The 18,160-nt window shown below is 55.3% G+C and carries 17 protein-coding genes and 1 tRNA gene; all 18 read right to left on the bottom strand.

What is annotated here, in order from left to right:
* The coding region (locus BN1130_RS21845) for a GTP-binding protein (RefSeq protein ID WP_232301910.1) at positions 1 to 143 on the bottom strand (143 nt) is incomplete at its 3' end.
* A 54-nt stretch (positions 144 to 197) separates the two neighbouring features.
* Complete coding sequence (gene fusA / locus BN1130_RS17805; RefSeq protein WP_042043649.1) at positions 198 to 2,303, bottom strand: elongation factor G; 2,106 nt, start codon at positions 2,301 to 2,303, stop codon at positions 198 to 200.
* 78 nt (positions 2,304 to 2,381) lie between these two features.
* The gene (gene rpsG / locus BN1130_RS17810; RefSeq protein WP_005901834.1) at positions 2,382 to 2,852 is read right to left on the bottom strand and encodes a 30S ribosomal protein S7; all 471 of its coding nucleotides are present in this window, start codon (positions 2,850 to 2,852) and stop codon (positions 2,382 to 2,384) included.
* 93 nt (positions 2,853 to 2,945) lie between these two features.
* Positions 2,946 to 3,320 carry a 30S ribosomal protein S12 gene (rpsL, locus tag BN1130_RS21850; RefSeq protein WP_005901832.1) on the bottom strand — a complete coding sequence of 125 codons (375 nt, stop codon included), beginning with the start codon at positions 3,318 to 3,320 and terminating at the stop codon, positions 2,946 to 2,948.
* Positions 3,321 to 3,503: 183 nt separating this feature from the next.
* The gene (gene tusB, locus BN1130_RS17820; RefSeq protein ID WP_042043652.1) at positions 3,504 to 3,782 is read right to left on the bottom strand and encodes a sulfurtransferase complex subunit TusB; all 279 of its coding nucleotides are present in this window, start codon (positions 3,780 to 3,782) and stop codon (positions 3,504 to 3,506) included.
* Between the two features lie 8 nt (positions 3,783 to 3,790).
* Entirely contained in the window at positions 3,791 to 4,147 is a 357-nt protein-coding gene (gene tusC, locus BN1130_RS17825; protein ID WP_042043654.1) for a sulfurtransferase complex subunit TusC, read from the bottom strand.
* Between the two features lie 7 nt (positions 4,148 to 4,154).
* On the bottom strand, positions 4,155 to 4,547 hold the full coding sequence (gene tusD / locus BN1130_RS17830) for a sulfurtransferase complex subunit TusD (RefSeq protein WP_042043655.1): 393 nt from the start codon (positions 4,545 to 4,547) through the stop codon (positions 4,155 to 4,157).
* A gap of 83 nt (positions 4,548 to 4,630) precedes the next feature.
* Positions 4,631 to 5,011: a RidA family protein gene (locus tag BN1130_RS17835; RefSeq protein WP_042043656.1), complete on the bottom strand. Its 381-nt coding sequence runs from the start codon at positions 5,009 to 5,011 to the stop codon at positions 4,631 to 4,633.
* Between the two features lie 23 nt (positions 5,012 to 5,034).
* Positions 5,035 to 5,751: a helix-turn-helix transcriptional regulator gene (locus tag BN1130_RS17840; protein WP_042043657.1), complete on the bottom strand. Its 717-nt coding sequence runs from the start codon at positions 5,749 to 5,751 to the stop codon at positions 5,035 to 5,037.
* Between the two features lie 193 nt (positions 5,752 to 5,944).
* Complete coding sequence (rpoC, locus tag BN1130_RS17845) at positions 5,945 to 10,249, bottom strand: DNA-directed RNA polymerase subunit beta' (protein ID WP_042043658.1); 4,305 nt, start codon at positions 10,247 to 10,249, stop codon at positions 5,945 to 5,947.
* Between the two features lie 91 nt (positions 10,250 to 10,340).
* Complete coding sequence (rpoB, locus tag BN1130_RS17850; protein WP_042043659.1) at positions 10,341 to 14,369, bottom strand: DNA-directed RNA polymerase subunit beta; 4,029 nt, start codon at positions 14,367 to 14,369, stop codon at positions 10,341 to 10,343.
* Positions 14,370 to 14,589: 220 nt separating this feature from the next.
* Positions 14,590 to 14,952, bottom strand: a complete 363-nt coding sequence (gene rplL / locus BN1130_RS17855; RefSeq protein ID WP_042043660.1) for a 50S ribosomal protein L7/L12 — start codon at positions 14,950 to 14,952, stop codon at positions 14,590 to 14,592.
* Between the two features lie 51 nt (positions 14,953 to 15,003).
* Entirely contained in the window at positions 15,004 to 15,504 is a 501-nt protein-coding gene (rplJ, locus tag BN1130_RS17860) for a 50S ribosomal protein L10 (RefSeq protein ID WP_005901820.1), read from the bottom strand.
* A 247-nt stretch (positions 15,505 to 15,751) separates the two neighbouring features.
* The gene (rplA, locus tag BN1130_RS17865; protein WP_042043661.1) at positions 15,752 to 16,453 is read right to left on the bottom strand and encodes a 50S ribosomal protein L1; all 702 of its coding nucleotides are present in this window, start codon (positions 16,451 to 16,453) and stop codon (positions 15,752 to 15,754) included.
* A 4-nt stretch (positions 16,454 to 16,457) separates the two neighbouring features.
* On the bottom strand, positions 16,458 to 16,886 hold the full coding sequence (gene rplK, locus BN1130_RS17870; protein WP_016352267.1) for a 50S ribosomal protein L11: 429 nt from the start codon (positions 16,884 to 16,886) through the stop codon (positions 16,458 to 16,460).
* A 134-nt stretch (positions 16,887 to 17,020) separates the two neighbouring features.
* Entirely contained in the window at positions 17,021 to 17,572 is a 552-nt protein-coding gene (nusG, locus tag BN1130_RS17875) for a transcription termination/antitermination protein NusG (protein WP_005901813.1), read from the bottom strand.
* Between the two features lie 9 nt (positions 17,573 to 17,581).
* On the bottom strand, positions 17,582 to 17,953 hold the full coding sequence (gene secE / locus BN1130_RS17880) for a preprotein translocase subunit SecE (protein ID WP_005901810.1): 372 nt from the start codon (positions 17,951 to 17,953) through the stop codon (positions 17,582 to 17,584).
* Positions 17,954 to 18,013: 60 nt separating this feature from the next.
* Positions 18,014 to 18,090 (bottom strand) — tRNA-Trp (locus tag BN1130_RS17885).
* Between the last annotated feature and the right edge of the window lie 70 nt (positions 18,091 to 18,160).

An 18,160-nucleotide genomic window follows, 5' to 3' on the forward strand; every position in this document is an offset into this window, starting at 1 on the left:
TCGAAGGCGAAGGCTTTACCACCGTAGTGCTTGGCCAGCACGTTGGTGATGGCGGCGGTCAGGGTGGTTTTACCGTGGTCAACGTGGCCGATGGTGCCGACGTTTACGTGCGGTTTGTTACGTTCAAATTTTTCTTTAGACACGACGTAGTCCTTCTAGGTTAAACCCGCCTACCGTCGTAGGCGGGGAATCTTAAATTACTTGGATTTGCGCTCTTCGATCACTGCCTGAGCCACGTTGTTCGGGGCATCGGAGTACTTAGCGAATTCCATAGCGTAGGAAGCACGACCCTGGGTAGCGGAACGCAGCGCGGTCGCATAACCGAACATCTCGGCCAGCGGCACCAGAGCACGTACGATCTTGCCGGACGGGCCGTCTTCCATACCTTCGATCAGGCCACGACGACGGTTCAAGTCACCGATAACGTCGCCCATGTAATCTTCCGGAGTCTCAACTTCGACCTGCATGACAGGCTCCAGCAGAACCGGCTTGGCTTTCATGTAGCCAGCTTTGAAGGCCAGGGAAGCCGCGATCTTGAACGCCAGCTCGGAAGAGTCGACATCGTGGTAAGATCCGTAATGCAGACGCACACCGATATCCATGACTGGATAGCCTGCCAGCGGGCCGGATTTGAGCTGCTCGCGCAGACCCTTATCAACACCTGGGATGTATTCACCAGGGATCACGCCACCTTTGATATCGTTAACGAATTCATAGGTTTTGCCAGCTTCCAGCGGGTACATGTCGATGATGACGTGACCATACTGACCACGACCACCAGACTGCTTGGCGTGCTTACCTTCGATATCCTTGACGGTTTCACGAATGGTTTCACGATAGGCAACCTGCGGTTTACCAACGTTCGCTTCAACCTTGAACTCGCGACGCATACGGTCAACGATGATGTCCAGGTGCAGCTCACCCATACCGGCGATGATGGTTTGGCCAGATTCTTCGTCAGTCCATACACGGAAAGACGGATCTTCCTGCGCCAGACGGCCGAGTGCCAGACCCATCTTCTCTTGGTCAGCCTTGGTTTTAGGCTCAACCGCGATGGAGATTACCGGCTCCGGGAATTCCATACGCTCGAGGATGATCGGGGATTTTTCGTCACACAGGGTGTCACCAGTGGTCACGTCTTTCAGACCGATGGCAGCAGCGATATCGCCTGCGCGAACTTCTTTGATCTCTTCACGCTTGTTGGCGTGCATCTGAACGATACGGCCAAAACGCTCACGCTTCTCTTTGACGGAGTTCATCACTGAGTCGCCGGAGTTAACCACACCGGAGTAAACGCGGAAGAAGGTCAGGTTGCCCACGAACGGATCGGTAGCAATCTTGAATGCCAGTGCAGCAAACGGCTCGTCATCAGACGCATGACGCTCGTCTTTAGTCACGCCATCCAGCTTCAGGCCGTCGATAGCAGCAACGTCGGTCGGTGCCGGCAGGTAGTCAACAACGGCATCCAGCATGGCCTGTACGCCCTTGTTCTTGAACGCGGAGCCACAGGTAACCAGGATGATTTCGTTGTTCAGAACGCGCAGACGCAGAGCAGTCTTGATCTCTTCCTCGGTCAGCTCTTCGCCGCCCAAGTATTTTTCCATCAGCTCTTCAGAGGCTTCAGCGGCAGCTTCAACCAGGTTCAGACGCATTTCTTGCGCCTGCTCCAGCAGCTCAGCAGGGATCTCTTCGTAATCGAAGGATACGCCCTGATCTGCTTCGCTCCAGTTGATGGCTTTCATCTTGACCAGGTCGATAACGCCCTTGAAGTTCTCTTCTGAACCGATGTTCAGTTGCAGAGGAACAGGAACGCCTTTCAGACGGGTTCTGATGTGCTCAACGCAGCGCAAGTAGTTGGCACCGGTACGGTCCATCTTGTTGACGAACGCGATACGGGGAACCTTGTACTTGTTAGCCTGACGCCATACGGTCTCAGACTGTGGCTGTACGCCACCTACGGCACAGTACACCATCACGGCGCCATCCAAGACACGCATTGAACGCTCTACTTCGATAGTAAAGTCAACGTGGCCTGGGGTATCGATGATGTTGATACGGTGCGGTTGATACTGTTTGCCCATGCCGGACCAGAATGCGGTGGTCGCAGCAGAGGTGATAGTGATTCCACGCTCTTGCTCTTGTTCCATCCAGTCCATGGTGGCGGCGCCATCATGCACTTCGCCGATCTTATGGCTAACACCGGTGTAGAACAGTACGCGTTCGGTAGTAGTAGTCTTACCGGCGTCGATGTGAGCGGAGATACCGATATTACGGTAGCGCTCAATGGGGGTTGTACGAGCCATTGTCATCCTCTTACTAAGGAACTTGTCCCTAGATAATTGAAGGTGCGCAGGATCTTTAGCAGACCCTGCGCAAGCGGATTACCAGCGGAAGTGAGCGAAGGCTTTGTTCGCTTCAGCCATACGGTGAACGTCTTCACGTTTCTTGACAGACGAACCCTTATTGTCAGCGGCATCCAGCAGCTCGCCAGCCAGGCGCTGAGCCATTGATTTTTCACCACGTTTACGAGCGGCATCAACCAACCAACGCATTGCCAGGGCATTGCGACGTACCGGGCGAACTTCTACCGGCACTTGATAGGTTGCACCACCGACACGACGAGATTTAACCTCGACGGACGGACGAATGTTGTCCAGGGCTTCTTCGAATACAGCCAGGTGATCTTTGCCGGATTTGGTGGCAATGATGTCCAGAGCACCGTAAACGATGGCTTCGGAAACAGATTTCTTACCGTCAACCATTACTACGTTGACAAATTTAGCCAGCAGCTCTGATCCGAACTTGGGATCTGGCAGGATTTTACGCTGACCAACAACACGACGTCTTGGCATTTCAAATTCTCCGTAACTTCAGGGGTTACCCAAAACTAGAAAGTTATCTAACTAGAAACGAATTAACGTTTGGCCTTACTTAACGGAGAACCATTAAGCTTTCGGACGCTTCACGCCATACTTGGAGCGAGATTGCTTACGGTCTTTAACACCGGCACAGTCCAACGCACCACGAACGGTGTGATAACGAACACCTGGCAAATCCTTGACACGACCGCCACGGATCAGAACAACGGAGTGTTCCTGCAGGTTGTGACCTTCACCGCCGATATAGGAGGTGACTTCGAAGCCGTTGGTCAGACGAACACGGCACACTTTACGCAGTGCAGAGTTAGGCTTCTTGGGGGTGGTGGTGTATACACGAGTGCACACGCCACGCTTCTGAGGGCACGCTTCCAGCGCAGGCACGTTGCTTTTTTCAACGAGCTTAGTGCGTGGCTTGCGAACCAACTGGTTAATAGTTGCCATCAAAAGGCTCCTGATAATGACTTCATAAACATGTGAAAAATCCTCCCCGCAGATACGGGGACGCGAAATTTTATGCCCTGTCGCTGAGGGAGTCAAGATTTATACAATCCGTGCCGTAAAAGGACACAGACCCTGACAGCGATGTAGAGCCAAACCACTGAGTTATAACAATTAATGTTGACGTTAGCATGACCATGAATGTGGCGAACCTTCAGCCTCAATCAGCGCTACCAACCCCATCATGGTCAGGGATAACCCGGATCCCTCCCCCAAACCGCGGGCCTGCAGATCCTCACTCATCACATAGAGCCGTTCCTCGGCCAATTTGGCCTGCCAGAGCGGGCTGACGGCTGCGACCACCGCATCTTGCATCAGCACCAGGGCATCACCCTGATGTCGGTATCGCAACGCCTGCTCCAGATCCTGGGTCAGGAAGGGCGAGCTCATTATCAAATGGATCATAACCCCTCTCAGAAGCTCAGATGAATGGCATAACTGGCCCAAAGCCGGGTCAGTTCAGCCCTGGGCAGACAACGGGCCTCGATGATGAGGTCGTCTGGCTGCAGGCCGCGCTCAGAGAGCGAGTCAGCGCAGACATAGAGCTCCTCCACATCATAGAGCTCCAGCAGCTTGAAGGTCGGGGCGTAATGGCGCTGCAGTATGGCCTGCGGCCGTTGATCCTGGATCAGCTGCAAGACCCCGTCCTCGATGAGAAACAGGGCGAGTGACTCAGTCAGGGCAGAGCTGGCCAGCAGGGCATCGAGCCCTTCTCTGCCCGCCGCCGAGCCATGGGGCCCCCGCCTGCCGATAAAGGCAATCTTGTTCATACCCCTCCTAAAATTGCACGAAGCGATCCGCGGTCAAGGCCGCTTCCGCCAGTTGCCCGAGGCCACTCAGGCAGAAGGGCTCACCCAGATTGAAGTGCGCCTTGCCCACCTCGGAGGCCTGGACCTCGTCCAGTACGCCACGGCGCATGGCCGCCGCCACACAGACATCGATACGGATCCCCTGCTCAATGGCCAGCTCGGTCCATAAACGCACCAGGTCTGTCTCATCGGACGCGGGGGCATGGAGTTGATTGCCGTTACTCACCCCCTCTTGATAGAAGAACAGGTGAGAGAGGCGATGTCCCTCCGCCAACAGGGCGCGAGCGAAGCGGTAGGCGGTGCTGGCCGATTGGCTGCCATAGGCAGGCCCCGTCACCAACAGAGCAAAACTCAGACTCATAGCCAGATCCCCAAGAGGTAGCCCATCGCAGAGCCACAGACAAAAAAGCCCCTCCGGGAGGGGCTCATCACAGCGATGCCGGATCAGATATGGGCGATCGCTTCCACTTCAACCAACACATCTTTCGGCAGGCGGGCCACCTCAACGCAGGATCGCGCGGGTGCCGAGTCGCCGAAGTAACGGGCATAGACCTGATTGAAGGCCACGAAGTTGTTCATGTCGCTCAGGAAACAGGTTGTTTTCAGCACCTTGCTGGGATCGGAACCCGCCGCCTTCAGCACGGCAACCAGGTTCTTCATCACCTGCTCGGCCTGCGCTTCGACACCCCCACTGACGATCTCCATGGTGCTCGGATCGAGCGGGATCTGGCCAGAGGTGAACACCAGCTCACCCAACTTGGTGCCCTGCACATAAGGGCCAATCGCGGCGGGAGCCTGTTCGGTTGCGATTACTTCTTTAGCCATTCATCTGTCCTCTTCTATGGCGCTCACTCGCACTCATCTTCACCCTGCTTGCGCTGGCGGATGTAAAGATAGACGGTGTGTTTGGAAATATTAAGTTTGTCGGCGACCAGATTGATCGAATCCTTGATATCGAATATGCCCTTCTCGAACAGCTGGGTCACGATAAAACGGTTCTTGGCATTGTTGGCCACGGTCGGATCGCGATTGATCTCGTCGATGGTGTTATCCACCGTCTGGGCGACCAGCTCCTCAACGCTGTTGGCGAAGGTCTCTGGCGACTGGCGCTCGACCTGCTGTGGGGTCGGGAAGAACTCGGCCACAAACTCATGAAAAGGCGCATTGATGTGCAAGTTGATACAGATAAGACCGATCACCTGCTTGTCGCTGTTGCGAATGGCAATGGTGATCGATTTCATCAGCGCACCGGTACGACTGCGGGCGAAGTAGCTTTGTGTGTACTCCTGACCAGCATTCTCTATGTCCTTGAGCATACGAAGGGCCAGATCGGTGATCGGCGCCCCTTCGTTGCGACCCGTGTTGAAACCATTCGCTATCTTGATCACCGACTCGTGCAGATTCTCCAGGGAGTGAAGTACCACCTCACAGTGCTTGCCGAACAACTCGGCCAAGCCCTCGATCAGCCCCTCATAGGAGCGCAACAATTCCCTGTCTTCGTCTGTAAAAGTGCGGCTGACCAGCTGTTCCTCGGGAAGCATTACATCCTCGATACCGACAGTCATCTTTTACCCCTGTAATCACGTTAACTGATCCGAGTTTTCAATTGCGCACTGGCAATGTCAACTTTTTTTGATTTTTTGCTCTATAACCTTGCACTGGATCATCCCCTGCCCCAGCCCGGTGCAGCCTGGGTCAATGTACCAACAACAAAAAGGGCTCCCTGAAGGAGCCCTTTTTAATCACTGCAGCTGAAGATTACTCTTCGTCAAAACTGCCGGATGCATTAAGCAGATCCGCCAGGTTTTGCTGAGCTTCATCGGCTGTCACCTGCGGTACACCGACAGCACGAGCTGCGGCGGCACGCTGGTTGATCCGGCTGTGGTGGTAGGCAAAGCCAGTACCGGCCGGGATCAGACGACCCACGATGACGTTCTCTTTCAGGCCACGCAGTTCATCACGCTTGCCGCCAACGGCCGCTTCGGTCAGAACACGGGTGGTTTCCTGGAAGGAAGCCGCGGAGATGAAGGACTCGGTGCTCAAGGATGCCTTGGTAATACCCATCAGAATATGACGGAAGGTGGCCGGGATCTTACCCTCGGCAACCAGCTTACGGTTGGCAATCTTGACGCGGGCCACTTCAACCTGCTCGCCTTCGATAAGGTCAGTGTCGCCAGCGCTCAGGATCTCGCACTTACGCAGCATCTGACGAACGATGACTTCGATGTGCTTGTCGTTGATCTTAACGCCTTGCAGACGGTAAACGTCCTGCACTTCGTTGGCGATATAGTTGGCGACCGGGCTGATACCGCGCAGACGCAGGATATCGTGAGCAGACTCAGGACCGTCCGCCAGCACTTCACCCTTCTCAACTTTTTCACCTTCGAACACGTTCAGGTGACGCCACTTCGGAATCATCTCCTCGTAGACATCGCCACCATCGGTCGGGGTGATGACCAGACGGCGTTTGCCCTTGGTCTCTTTCCCGAAGGAGATGGTACCGGAGATCTCGGCCAGGATAGCCGGTTCCTTCGGAATACGTGCTTCGAACAGATCCGCAACGCGCGGCAGACCACCGGTGATGTCCTTGGTACCGCTGGATTCCTGCGGGATACGCGCTACCGCGTCACCCACACCCACGTTGGCACCATCTTCCAGGTTCACGATCGCCTTGCCCGGCAGGAAGTACTGGGCGGCAACATCGGTACCCGGGATCATGACATCTTTACCGTTCAGGTCGACCAGTTTAACGGTCGGACGCATCTCTTTACCGGCACTCGGACGCTCGTTGACATCCAGTACGACGATGGAAGAGAGACCGGTCAGCTCGTCGGTTTGACGGGTGATGGTCACGCCATCGATCATGTGTTCGAAGTCCAGGCGACCTGCTACTTCGGTGATGATCGGGTGGGTGTGCGGATCCCAGTTGGCCACGGTTTCACCGGCAGTCACTGCCTGGCCATCTTTCACTTCCAGGACGGAACCGTAAGGCAGCTTGTGGCTTTCCTTGGTACGGCCCATCTCGTCCATGATGGTCAGTTCAGTAGAACGCGAGGTGATAACCAGCTTGTCGGCGCTGTTGAGAACGAACTTGGCGTTCTGCAGCTTGATGCTACCGGTGTTCTTGACCTGGATGCTGCTCTCGGCAGCAGCTCGGGATGCGGCACCACCGATGTGGAAGGTACGCATCGTCAGCTGGGTACCCGGTTCGCCGATGGACTGGGCGGCGATAACACCGACAGCCTCACCCTTGTTGACCAGGTGACCACGGGCCAGATCGCGACCGTAGCAGTGGGCACAGTTACCGAAGTCGGTCTCACAGGTGATGGCAGAACGTACCTTCACGCGGTCGACGGAGTTACGCTCCAGCAGATCACACAGATACTCGTCGAGCAGGGTATTGCGCGCGACCAGGATCTCGCCTTCAGTACCCGGCTTGATCACATCATCGGCAACCACACGACCCAACACGCGCTCACGCAGCGGTTCGACCACGTCGCCACCTTCGATCAGCGGAGTCATCCACAGACCTTCGATGGTGCCGCAATCGTCTTCGGTGATGACCATGTCTTGTGCCACGTCAACCAGACGACGAGTCAGGTAACCGGAGTTAGCCGTCTTCAGTGCGGTATCCGCCAGACCTTTACGAGCACCGTGAGTGGAGATGAAGTACTGGAGTACGTTCAGACCTTCACGGAAGTTCGCCACGATCGGCGTTTCGATGATGGAGCCATCCGGCTTGGCCATCAGGCCACGCATACCGGCCAGCTGACGGATCTGGGCGGCGGAGCCCCGCGCACCAGAGTCGGCCATCATGAAGATGCTGTTGAACGACGCTTGCTCTTCTTCTTCACCCAGGGAGTTGACATCACGCTCCTTGGACAAGTTCTCCATCATGGCCTTGGAGACGCGCTCGTTGGCGCTGGCCCAGATATCGATAACCTTGTTGTAGCGCTCGCCCGCGGTCACCAGACCGGACAGGAACTGGTCCTGGATCTCGGCAACTTCGGCTTCGGCTGCGGCAATGATATCTTTCTTGGCATCCGGGATGACCATGTCATCGATACCAACGGAAGCACCAGACAGGGCCGCATAATGGAAACCGGTATACATCAGCTGGTCAGCGAAGATGACGGTGTCCTTCAGACCCTGCTTGCGATAGCAGGTGTTCAGCAGACGGGAGATGAGCTTTTTGCCCAGCGCCTTGTTGGATACAGACTTGATCCAGTTCTGCGGATTGGCATCCAGGTCAGCCTGCTCTGCAGCAGTCAGCACCTTCGGCTCATCGATCAGAGCATATTCCATGCCTTTTGGCAGGATCAGGCTCAGGATCGCACGACCGACGGTGGTGTTCTTCAGCTCGGTGTGCTCTACCAGCGAATCATCTGCCTGACGCAGGTATTCGGTGATGCGCACTTTGACACGGGCATGCAGATCGGCCAGACCGGCGCGATAGACCTTCTCGGCTTCTTTCGGGCCGGCCAGCACCATACCTTCGCCCTTGGCGTTGATACGGGCACGGGTCATGTAGTACAGACCCAAGACCACGTCCTGGGAAGGCACGATGATCGGCTCACCGGAGGCAGGCGACAGGATGTTGTTGGTAGACATCATCAGGGCGCGCGCTTCCAGCTGGGCTTCCAGGGTCAGCGGTACGTGGACCGCCATCTGGTCACCATCGAAGTCGGCGTTATAGGCGGCACAGACCAGCGGGTGCAGCTGGATGGCTTTACCTTCGACCAGGGTCGGTTCGAACGCCTGGATACCCAGACGGTGCAGAGTCGGTGCACGGTTCAGCAAGACCGGGTGTTCGCGGATCACTTCGTCCAGGATGTCCCAAACGACGGCTTCTTCGCGCTCCACCATCTTCTTGGCGGCCTTGATGGTGGTCGCCAGACCGCGGGTCTCGAGCTTGCCATAGATGAAGGGCTTGAACAGCTCCAGCGCCATCTTCTTCGGCAGACCACACTGATGCAAACGCAGGGTCGGGCCTACTGTGATAACGGAACGACCAGAGTAGTCGACACGTTTACCCAGCAAGTTCTGACGGAAACGACCTTGCTTACCCTTGATCATGTCGGCCAAGGATTTCAGCGGGCGCTTGTTGGAACCAGTGATGGCACGGCCACGACGGCCGTTATCCAGCAGGGCATCCACGGACTCTTGCAGCATGCGCTTTTCGTTGCGCACTATGATGTCCGGTGCCGCCAGGTCCAGCAGACGCTTCAAGCGGTTGTTACGGTTGATCACACGACGGTACAGATCGTTCAGATCTGAAGTCGCGAAACGACCGCCGTCCAGCGGTACCAGCGGACGCAGGTCCGGCGGCAGCACAGGCAGCACTGTCATGATCATCCACTCCGGCTTGTTGCCGGATTGCAGGAAGGCTTCCATCAGCTTCAGGCGCTTGGTGGTCTTCTTGCGTTTGGTCTCGGAGTTGGTCTGATCCAGCTCCTCGCGCATGGTTTTGACTTCACCTTCCAGATCGATGGCACGCAGCAATGCAAGGATTGCCTCGGCACCCATCTTGGCGTCAAATTCGTCGCCCCACTCTTCCAGTGCGTCCAGATAGTTCTCTTCGGACAACATCTGGCTGCGCTCGAGGTTGGTCATGCCGGGTTCGATCACTACATAGGATTCGAAATACAGCACGCGCTCGATGTCACGCAGGGTCATGTCCAACAGCAGACCGATACGGGACGGCAGGGACTTCAGGAACCAGATGTGGGCAGTCGGGCTGGCCAGCTCGATATGGCCCATGCGCTCACGACGGACCTTGGTCTGGGTCACTTCTACGCCGCACTTCTCGCAGATCACACCACGGTGTTTCAGGCGCTTGTACTTGCCGCACAGACACTCGTAGTCCTTCACCGGTCCGAAGATACGGGCACAGAACAGACCATCACGTTCCGGCTTGAAAGTCCGGTAGTTGATGGTCTCAGGCTTTTTGACTTCACCGAATGACCAGGAGCGGATCATGTCAGGAGAGGCCAGACCGATCTTAATACTGTCAAACTCTTCGGTCTTAGTCTGAGCCTTCAAAAACTTGAGTAAGTCTTTCACGTGTTTCCCCTGTCAGGAGTCTAACCTCGGCGCCCCTACTGCCAAAGCAGCGGGGCGCCCACGTCAATTCTCGAACAATAAGAGCGGACTCTTACTCTTCGTCCAGCTCGATGTTGATACCCAGAGAGCGGATTTCCTTCAACAATACGTTGAAGGATTCGGGCATGCCCGGCTCCATACGGTGGTCGCCATCCACGATGTTCTTGTACATCTTGGTACGGCCATTCACATCGTCAGACTTGACGGTCAGCATCTCTTGCAGAGTGTATGCCGCACCGTAAGCCTCCAGGGCCCACACTTCCATCTCACCGAACCGCTGACCACCAAACTGTGCCTTACCACCCAGCGGCTGCTGGGTAACCAGGCTGTAGGAGCCGGTAGAACGCGCATGCATCTTGTCGTCTACCAAGTGGTTCAGCTTCAGCATGTACATGTAACCCACCGTGACCTTGCGCTCAAAGGTGTTACCAGTACGGCCGTCGAACAGGGAGATCTGACCGGATTCCGGCAGATCAGCCAGTTTCAGCAAGGCTTTGATTTCGTGCTCTTTGGCGCCATCAAAGACCGGCGTGGCGACTGGCAGACCATTACGCAGGTTCCCGACCAGGGTACGCACGTCGTCATCAGACAGCTCGGCGATGTTCACTTGCTGGCCATCCTTCTCGCCCAGGTCATAGACCTGTTGCAAGAATTCACGCATCTCGTGCAGCTTGCGCTGCTCTTTGATCATGCGATCGATCTTCTCGCCGATGCCCTTGGCCGCGAGGCCCAGATGCACTTCGAGGATCTGACCGATGTTCATACGAGACGGTACGCCCAGCGGGTTCAGTACGATGTCGACCGGACGGCCGAACTCGTCATGGGGCATATCCTCGACCGGGCAGATCTTGGAGATAACACCCTTGTTACCGTGACGGCCCGCCATCTTGTCACCCGGTTGGATGCGACGCTTGACTGCCAGGTAAACCTTGACGATTTTCAGTACGCCCGGCGCCAGATCATCACCCTGGATAATCTTGCGACGTTTGTTCTCGAACTTCTTGTCGAAGTCGGCACGCAGCTCGATGTGCTGTTCGGCGATCTGCTCCAGTTCGATCTGTTTGGCTTCATCTTCGATGGCCAATTCAAACCACTTGGTGCGATCCAGCTTGTTCAGACGATCTTCGCTGTAACCGGCAGCCAGCAACAGGTTGCGAGTACGGCCAAATACGCCGTCTTCCAGGATCTTGAACTCTTCGGTCAAGTCCTTCTTCGCTTCCTTCAACTGCATCTCTTCGATTTCTTTGGCGCGCTTGTCTTTTTCCACGCCATCGCGGGTAAAGACTTGCACGTCAACCACGGTACCGTACACACCGTTCGGTACACGCAGGGAAGAGTCCTTCACGTCGGACGCTTTCTCACCGAAGATGGCGCGCAGCAGCTTCTCTTCCGGGGTCAGCTGGGTTTCACCTTTCGGTGTTACCTTGCCAACCAGGATGTCGCCGCCCTTCACTTCGGCACCCACGTAGACGATACCGGACTCGTCCAGCTTGGACAGTGCGGCTTCACCCACGTTCGGGATGTCGGCAGTGATCTCTTCCGGACCCAGCTTGGTGTCACGGGAGATACAGGCCAGTTCCTGGATATGGATGGTGGTCAGGCGATCTTCCTGTACCACACGCTCGTTTACCAAGATCGAATCTTCGAAGTTGTAACCGTTCCACGGCATGAAGGCGACGCGCAGGTTTTGGCCCAGCGCCAGTTCGCCCAGGTCGGTAGACGGGCCATCGGCCAAGACGTCACCGGCCATCACCGGCTCACCCAACATCACGCAAGGACGCTGGTTGATACAGGTGTTCTGGTTGGAACGGGTGTATTTGGTCAGGTTGTAGATGTCGATGCCGGCTTCGCCTGGCAGCAGCTCATCTTCATTGACCCGCAGCACGATACGGGAGGCATCGACATAGTCGATCACGCCGCCACGCTTGGCCACGACGGTCACACCGGAGTCAACGGCTACGGCGCGTTCCATGCCGGTACCTACCAGCGGCTTGTCGGCACGCAGGGTCGGCACGGCTTGACGTTGCATGTTCGAACCCATCAGGGCTCGGTTAGCATCATCGTGTTCCAGGAAGGGGATCAGGGCCGCTGCCACAGAGACAATCTGTTGCGGGCTCACGTCCATATACTGGATCTGATCGGCGTTCATGAAGGTGGATTCACCCTTATGGCGGCACGGGATCAGTTCATCTTTCAGGCGACCATCTTCGGACGCGGCCGCATTGGCCTGAGCGATGACGTATTTGCCTTCTTCGATGGCAGACAGGTAATCCACTTCGTCGGTGATCAGACCGTCGATAACCTTGCGATACGGGGTCTCGAGGAAACCGTACTCGTTGGTGCGTGAATAGACTGACAGCGAGTTGATCAGACCGATGTTCGGACCTTCAGGGGTCTCGATGGGGCACAGACGACCGTAGTGAGTCGGGTGCACATCTCGAACTTCAAAGCCGGCGCGCTCACGAGTCAGACCACCTGGGCCCAACGCAGAGATACGACGCTTGTGGGTCACTTCGGACAGCGGGTTGTTCTGGTCCATGAACTGGGACAACTGGCTGGAACCGAAGAACTCTTTGACGGCGGCGGAGATCGGCTTGGCGTTGATCAGATCCTGCGGCATTAGGGTGTCGAGGTCGCCCAGGGACAGACGCTCTTTCACCGCACGCTCAACACGGACCAGACCGACGCGGAACTGGTTCTCGGCCATCTCACCGACGGAACGAATACGACGGTTACCCAGGTGGTCGATATCGTCCACCTCGTCATTGCCGTTACGGATGTCGATCAGGCGCTTCATGACTTCGACGATATCGTCTTTGGTCAGCACACCCACACCGGTCTCATCTTCACGAGAGAGACGACGGTTGAACTTCATCCGACCCACGGTAGACAGGTCGTAACGCTCGGAAGAGAAGAACAGGTTCTCGAACAGCTGCTCTGCCGCTTCGCGGGTGGGCGGCTCGCCCGGACGCATCATGCGATAGATTTCGACCAGCGCTTCCAAACGATTGGAGCTGTTGTCGATGCGCAGGGTCTCGGACATGTAAGCACCGTGATCCAGTTCATTGGTGAACAGAACCTCGAAGTGCTTGAAGCCGGCTTGGGACAGGTTGGCAACCGCTTCCAGGCTCAATGCCTGGTTGGCAGTCACGACCATTTCGCCAGTCTGGGGATGTGCGTAGTTCTTGGCGACAACTTTGCCAACAACATACTCCACCGGCACCTCAATCTGGGTGATGGCGTCTTTTTCCAGCTGACGGATGTGGCGTGCAGTCACACGACGACCGGTCTCGACGACCACAGTGCCATTGGCAATGATGTCGAAGGTCGCGGTTTCGCCACGCAGACGCTCGGGCACCAGATCCATCATCAACTTGCCATCTTTCACTTCGAAACCAATGGTCTCGAAGAAGGTGGCCAGGATTTCTTCGGATCCGAAGTCCAGGGCGCGCAGAATAATGGACGCTGGCAGTTTACGACGACGGTCGATACGGACAAACAGGTTGTCTTTTGCATCGAACTCGAAGTCCAGCCAGGAGCCACGGTAGGGGATAACGCGGGCGTTATACAGCACCTTACCGGATGAGTGAGTTTTGCCTTTATCGTGGTCGAAGAAGACGCCCGGGCTGCGGTGCAGCTGGGAGACAATGACCCGCTCGGTACCATTGATAACAAAGGTGCCGTTTTCGGTCATGAGCGGAATTTCGCCCATGTAAACTTCTTGTTCCTTGATGTCTTTGACGGTGCCGGCAGCTGCTTCACGGTCGTACAGAACCATACGAAGCTTGACACGCAGCGGCGCGGAGTAGGTCACTCCACGGATCTGGCATTCTTTTACGTCAAATACCGGCTCACCCAGGCGATAGCTGACATACTGAAGCTCAGCACTACCGGAGTAACTGGTGATCGGGAAAACGCTACGGAAAGCGGCCTCTAGGCCATATTCACCTTCCGGGTCAGCCTCGATGAACTGCTTGAAGGAGTCCAGCTGAATGGACAACAGATAAGGCGTGTCCAGTACCTGGTCTCGCTTACCGAAGTCCTTACGAATGCGTTTTTTTTCGGTATAAGAGTAAACCATAGGGTTCCTCAGCTCGCTGATAAGTGACCCACTCTGTCCCGCAGGACAGCTCTGTCTCAACACCGTTTTGTGTTGACCGGGCAATAATGCGGCCCGGGTTGCTGGTGCACCGAGAGTCGCAAACGGTGTGAAAATGCTCTCAGTCTACAGCGCAAAAAGGCTGGTGAATGAAATTCACCAGCCTTGCCTGTTTTATCAGGCTAATCTACATGAATGCAGATTATTTGATCTCAACAGCAGCACCGGCAGCTTCCAGCTCTTTCTTCAGAGCTTCAGCTTCGTCTTTGGAGATGCCTTCTTTCAGGTTGGCCGGAGCGGACTCAACCAGATCTTTAGCTTCTTTCAGGCCCAGGCCGGTAGCGCCACGAACGGCTTTGATAACGGCAACTTTGTTGGCACCGATAGCAGTCAGAACTACGTCGAACTCGGTTTTCTCTTCTACTGCTTCAGCAGCCGGACCGGCAGCAACAGCAACAGCGGCAGAAACACCGAACTTCTCTTCCATAGCTTCGATCAGCTCAACAACTTCCATTACGGACATGGAAGCAACGGCTTCGATGATTTGGTCTTTAGTGATAGACATGACAAAAATTCCTGATGTTGAATAAACTCAAACAACCTAAATAGGTAAGAATCAAGCAGCAGCTTGCTTCTGATCGCGGACAGCAGCGATAGTACGAACCAGCTTGCCAGCTGAGGCTTCCTTCATGGTAGCCATCAACTTCGAGATTGCTTCGTCGTAAGTCGGCAGTGTAGCCAGACGATCAATTTGTGCTGCGGCGATAAACTCACCGTTAAAAGCGCCAGCCTTGATTTCGAACTTTTGGTTCGCTTTGGCAAACTCTTTGAACAGACGAGCGGCAGCGCCCGGGTGTTCGTTAGAGAAAGCAATCAAGGTCGGACCGGTCAATACGTCGTTCAGGCACTCGTATTCGGTACCTTCTACCGCGCGACGCAGCAGGGTGTTACGCACTACGCGTATGTACACACCGGCTTCACGAGCGGTTTTACGCAGGACGGTCATCTTGTCTACAGTGACGCCGCGAGAATCGGCAACAACTGCGGACAGTGCGCCTTTGGCAGCTTCGTTGACTTCAGCAACAATTGCCTTTTTGTCTTCGAGTCCTAATGCCATTGGCTTAGCTCCTGGATTGAATCTGGGCCACCGAGACCCAGAACTGATACATCCCTCTGAAAACAGAGGAAACGATGCGGTGGCAGGATTCCAGAAGAGAAAATTTTCTCGCTGGGTTTCCGGCACCGTCTACGCAGGAAATATTAAGGTGTTGCCACCTCCTGCGGTCTTGGACGGAGGTCGAAACCCCCAACCAATCAAGGCGCAAAATTATAGATTAAATTTTGCGCCTTGTAAAATCCATCAATTAGGCCTGAGCTTCCAGAGAAGCTTGGTCTACAGCAACACCGGCACCCATGGTGGTGGAGATGCTGACTTTCTTGATGAAGATGCCTTTGGCGGAAGAGGGTTTGCCTTTTTTCAGGGCAACCAGCAGAGCTTCCAAGTTTTCTTTCAGCTGAACTTCGTTGAAAGAAACCTTACCCAGAGTGGTATGGATGATACCATTCTTGTCATTGCGGTAACGGACCTGACCGGCTTTGGCGTTCTTGACAGCCTCAGCAACGTTCGGGGTCACGGTGCCCACTTTCGGGTTAGGCATCAGGCCACGTGGGCCCAGGATCTGGCCCAGTTGACCAACAACGCGCATGGCATCCGGGGATGCGATCACGACGTCGAAGTTCATCTCGCCTTTTTTGACCAGCTCAGCCAGGTCGTCCATACCAACCAGTTCAGCACCGGCAGCTTTAGCAGCTTCGGCGTTGGCACCCTGGGTGAATACGGCAACGCGAACGTCACGACCGGTACCGTGCGGCAGCACAGTGGCGCCACGGACGTTTTGGTCGGATTTACGAGCGTCGATACCCAGGTTGACAGCAACGTCAACGCTTTCAACGAACTTGGCAGTAGCCAGTTCTTTCAGCAGGGCAATGGCTTCGTTGATGCCGTACTCTTTGGTACCGTCAACTTTTTCGCGAATAACGCGCATACGCTTGGAAATTTTAGCCATTGTCTTAATCCTCCACTACCAGACCCATGGAACGAGCGGAGCCTGCGATGCAACGTACTTTTGCATCCAGATCGGCACCAGTCATATCCGGTTCTTTGGTCTTGGCAATTTCTTGCAGCTGAGCAACAGTCACCTTACCAACCTTGTCTTTGTTCGGCTTGGCGGAACCAGACTGGATACCGGCAGCTTTCTTCAGCAGGAAGGAAGCAGGCGGAGTCTTGGTTTCGAAGGTGAAGGAACGGTCACTGTAAACGGTGATCACGACCGGAGTCGGTGAACCTTTTTCCAGCTTCTCTGTACGGGCGTTGAACGCTTTACAGAATTCCATGATGTTGACACCGTGCTGACCCAGGGCCGGACCGACGGGGGGGCTTGGGTTGGCACTACCAGCTTTAACTTGCAGCTTGATATAAGCTGTGACTTTCTTAGCCATTAGAAAAATACCTCAAAAATGGGTTCAAACGCCTCGGAGACATGCTCCTGCAAACGGCTCCCCAGCTAATAAAGGGGCAGCGAATTATAGAGATAATCGCTGCCCCTGACAACCGTTAAACGTACAGAATTCAATCAGCCTTTTTCGACCTGACCAAAATCCAGTTCTACCGGTGTTGAACGGCCGAAGATCAGAACGGAAACCTTCACGCGGCTCTTTTCATAATCCACTTCTTCTACAGTGCCGTTGAAGTCCGCGAAGGGACCATCGGCAACCCGTACCATCTCACCCGGTTCGAACAGCGTTTTCGGACGCGGCTTGTCGTGGGAATCTTGCAGACGATTGAGGATGGCATCGGCTTCTTTGTCGGAAATCGGTGCCGGGCGATCGGAGGTGCCACCGATGAAGCCCATTACACGCGGTACATTACGTACCAGGTGCCAGGTGGTTTCATCCATCAGCATCTGAACCAGCACATAGCCCGGGAAGAACTTGCGCTCGCTCTTGCGCTTCTGGCCGGCACGCATCTCGACCACTTCCTCGGTCGGTACCAGCACTTCGCCAAACATCTCTTCCATGCCATGCATCTTGATATGTTCGCGCAGGGATTTCGCAACACGGCCTTCATAGCCGGAGAATGCCTGTACGACATACCATCTCATACGTTGTTCACGTTGTTCAGTCATGGCTAATCCTTACACACCGGTAATCAAGTTGACCAACCAGACCAGAGCGCCGTCCAGAAGGAACAACAGCAAGCCCATGATGGCAGTAACCGCCAGCACAATCAGCGTTGTCTGAATGGCTTCCTGGCGGGTTGGCCATACGACCTTGCGGACTTCCAGGCGAGACTCACGGGCAAAAGCCAATGTTGCCTTACCCTTAGTGGTTTGCAGGGCTACCGCACCAGCGGCAGCAATGACAACGACCACACCCAAGGCGCGGACGGCAGCGAGCACATCGTGCAGCAGGTAATTACCCACTACAGCGGCCGCCAGGATGATGAAAACCAGGCCCCAAAGCAGGGTATCCTTGCTTCCGCCCTGATTCTCAGAACTCACATTCATACAACCTACCTGTATCTGACATTACCAAAGACACAAAAGCCCCGTACGAGACGAGGTGCATGGCAGGGGCGGAGGGATTCGAACCCCCAACCATCGGTTTTGGAGACCGCTGTTCTACCAATTCGAACTACGCCCCTGCATAAGAAAGCCCCTATTATAGGGGCTTTGCTTTATTTATGTAAGCCAAGATTAAGCGATCACGCTTGC

It is taken from the genome of Aeromonas rivuli, assembly GCF_000820045.1.
GTDB lineage: Bacteria > Pseudomonadota > Gammaproteobacteria > Enterobacterales > Aeromonadaceae > Aeromonas > Aeromonas rivuli.

Bases quoted from the DNA above. Each gene is read 5' to 3' on its own strand.
- fusA (WP_042043649.1), bottom strand. From the start codon at position 2,303: ATGGCTCGTACAACCCCCATTGAGCGCTACCGTAATATCGGTATCTCC.
- rpsG (WP_005901834.1), bottom strand. From the start codon at position 2,852: ATGCCAAGACGTCGTGTTGTTGGTCAGCGTAAAATCCTGCCAGATCCC.
- rpsL (WP_005901832.1), bottom strand. From the start codon at position 3,320: ATGGCAACTATTAACCAGTTGGTTCGCAAGCCACGCACTAAGCTCGTT.
- tusB (WP_042043652.1), bottom strand. From the start codon at position 3,782: ATGATCCATTTGATAATGAGCTCGCCCTTCCTGACCCAGGATCTGGAG.
- tusC (WP_042043654.1), bottom strand. From the start codon at position 4,147: ATGAACAAGATTGCCTTTATCGGCAGGCGGGGGCCCCATGGCTCGGCG.
- tusD (WP_042043655.1), bottom strand. From the start codon at position 4,547: ATGAGTCTGAGTTTTGCTCTGTTGGTGACGGGGCCTGCCTATGGCAGC.
- BN1130_RS17835 (WP_042043656.1), bottom strand. From the start codon at position 5,011: ATGGCTAAAGAAGTAATCGCAACCGAACAGGCTCCCGCCGCGATTGGC.
- BN1130_RS17840 (WP_042043657.1), bottom strand. From the start codon at position 5,751: ATGACTGTCGGTATCGAGGATGTAATGCTTCCCGAGGAACAGCTGGTC.
- rpoB (WP_042043659.1), bottom strand. From the start codon at position 14,369: ATGGTTTACTCTTATACCGAAAAAAAACGCATTCGTAAGGACTTCGGT.
- rplL (WP_042043660.1), bottom strand. From the start codon at position 14,952: ATGTCTATCACTAAAGACCAAATCATCGAAGCCGTTGCTTCCATGTCC.
- rplJ (WP_005901820.1), bottom strand. From the start codon at position 15,504: ATGGCATTAGGACTCGAAGACAAAAAGGCAATTGTTGCTGAAGTCAAC.
- rplA (WP_042043661.1), bottom strand. From the start codon at position 16,453: ATGGCTAAAATTTCCAAGCGTATGCGCGTTATTCGCGAAAAAGTTGAC.
- rplK (WP_016352267.1), bottom strand. From the start codon at position 16,886: ATGGCTAAGAAAGTCACAGCTTATATCAAGCTGCAAGTTAAAGCTGGT.
- nusG (WP_005901813.1), bottom strand. From the start codon at position 17,572: ATGACTGAACAACGTGAACAACGTATGAGATGGTATGTCGTACAGGCA.
- secE (WP_005901810.1), bottom strand. From the start codon at position 17,953: ATGAATGTGAGTTCTGAGAATCAGGGCGGAAGCAAGGATACCCTGCTT.